The sequence below is a fragment of the Streptomyces sp. NRRL F-5126 genome (assembly GCF_000721265.1).
In the GTDB taxonomy this organism is placed as follows: domain Bacteria; phylum Actinomycetota; class Actinomycetes; order Streptomycetales; family Streptomycetaceae; genus Streptomyces.
This window is the reverse complement of sequence record NZ_JOFZ01000027.1, coordinates 1-1,752: the sequence shown is the minus strand read 5'-3', so window position 1 is coordinate 1,752 and position 1,752 is coordinate 1. Positions and strand designations below refer to the sequence as shown.

At 69.2% G+C, this 1,752-nt stretch carries 1 protein-coding gene; it reads right to left on the bottom strand.

Features of this window, described 5'->3' with window-relative positions:
* A partial coding sequence (locus IH48_RS0132030) for a type I polyketide synthase (RefSeq protein WP_030912767.1) occupies positions 1–1,752 on the bottom strand: 1,752 nt, incomplete at both ends.

Here is a 1,752-nt window from a genome sequence, read left to right as displayed (position 1 = left end):
CATAGCGAGGATCATTTTGATGACACCGGCGGCGCCTGCGGCGGCCTGGGTGTGGCCGATGTTGGACTTGATGGAGCCGAGGTGGAGCGGCTGCTCGGCCGGGCGGTCCTGGCCGTAGGTGGCGAGGAGGGCCTGGGCCTCGATGGGATCGCCGAGGCGGGTGCCGGTGCCGTGCGCTTCGACCGCGTCGACCTGATCACCGGACAGACCGGCGTTGGCGAGGGCCTGGCGGATCACCCGCTCCTGGGAGGGGCCGTTGGGCGCGGTGAGCCCGTTGCTCGCACCGTCCTGGTTGACGGCACTGCCACGCACCACGGCCAGCACCGTGTGCCCGTTGCGCTGCGCGTCGGACAACCGCTCCAACACCACCAGCCCGACACCCTCGGAGAACCCGGTGCCGTCCGCGTTGGCGGCGAACGGCTTGCAACGGCCGTCCGCTGACAGGCCCCGCTGCTGGCTGAACTCGATGAAGGTATTCGGGGTGGCCATGAGCGTGACGCCGCCGGCCAGCGCGAGATCGCAGTCGCCGTACCGGAGGGCCTGACTGGCGAGGTGCATGGTGACCAGGGAGGAGGAGCACGCGGTGTCCACGGTCACGGCCGGGCCCTCAAGCCCCAGGGCGTAGGCGACTCGACCGGACGCCACGCTGCCGGCACTGCCGTTGCTCATGAACCCTTCGAGACCGTCCGGGGCCTCAGCGAAACGCGTCCCGTAGTCGTTGTACATGACGCCGGCGAACACACCGGTGCGGGTGCCACGTAGGGCGGTCGGATCGACCCCGGCACTCTCGATCGCCTCCCACGCGCATTCCAGCAGGAGCCGCTGCTGCGGGTCCGTGGCGAGTGCCTCGCGGGGACTCATGGAGAAGAATTCGGCATCGAACGAGTCTGCCTCTTTGAGAAAGCCGCCGTGCCGCGTGTAGACCTTGTGTGGCTGTCCCTCGGCCTCGTCGTAGAGGCCCTCCAGGTCCCAACCCCGGTCGGTGGGGAACTCGCCGATCGCGTCGGAATCGGCCGCGAGCAGTCGCCACAGCTCCTGCGGAGAACGTACGCCTGCCGGGAAACGGCAGCTCATCGCCACGACGGCGATCGGCTCGTCGGACGTCGACCGCACACTGCCGGTGGCCGCCACTATCCCCTGCGGGCTCACCAGCTGATCGCGCAGATGACGGGCGAGAGCGGCGGGAGTCGGGTGGTCGAAGACAAGCGTTGCCGGAAGCCGGATTCCGGTGATGGTGCCGAGCTTGTTGCGGAGCTCGACGGCGGTCAACGAGTCTATGCCCAGTTCCTTGAACGGGCGCTCCGCTTCGATCTCCGTGGGGTTGGCGTGGCCGAGGATCGCGGCGAGTTGCTCACGGACCAGATCGACCAGCACTTGGTCGCGCTCGTGCTCGCTCATCGCGGACAGCCGCTGGGCCAGACCGCCCTGCTCACCTGCGCTGTCGTTGGCGGCCGCGGCACGGAGCCTGGGTGTGGTCACGGGTAGGAGGGTGCGGTAGAGGGGCGGCAGGTCGGGGTTGTTGCGGAGGGCTGCGGAGTTGAGGCGGGCGGCCAGGTGGTGGGGGTGAGGGGTGGTGAGGGCGTGGTCGAAGAGGGTGAGGGCGTCGTCGGTGGTGAGTGGGGTGATGCCGGTGCGGTTGATGCGTGCCAGGTTGGTGGTGTCGAGGTGGCTGGTCATGGTGCTGGTCTGTTGCCATAGGCCCCAGGCGAGGGAGGTGGCGGTCAGGCCGTGGGTGTGGCGGTGGTGGGCGAG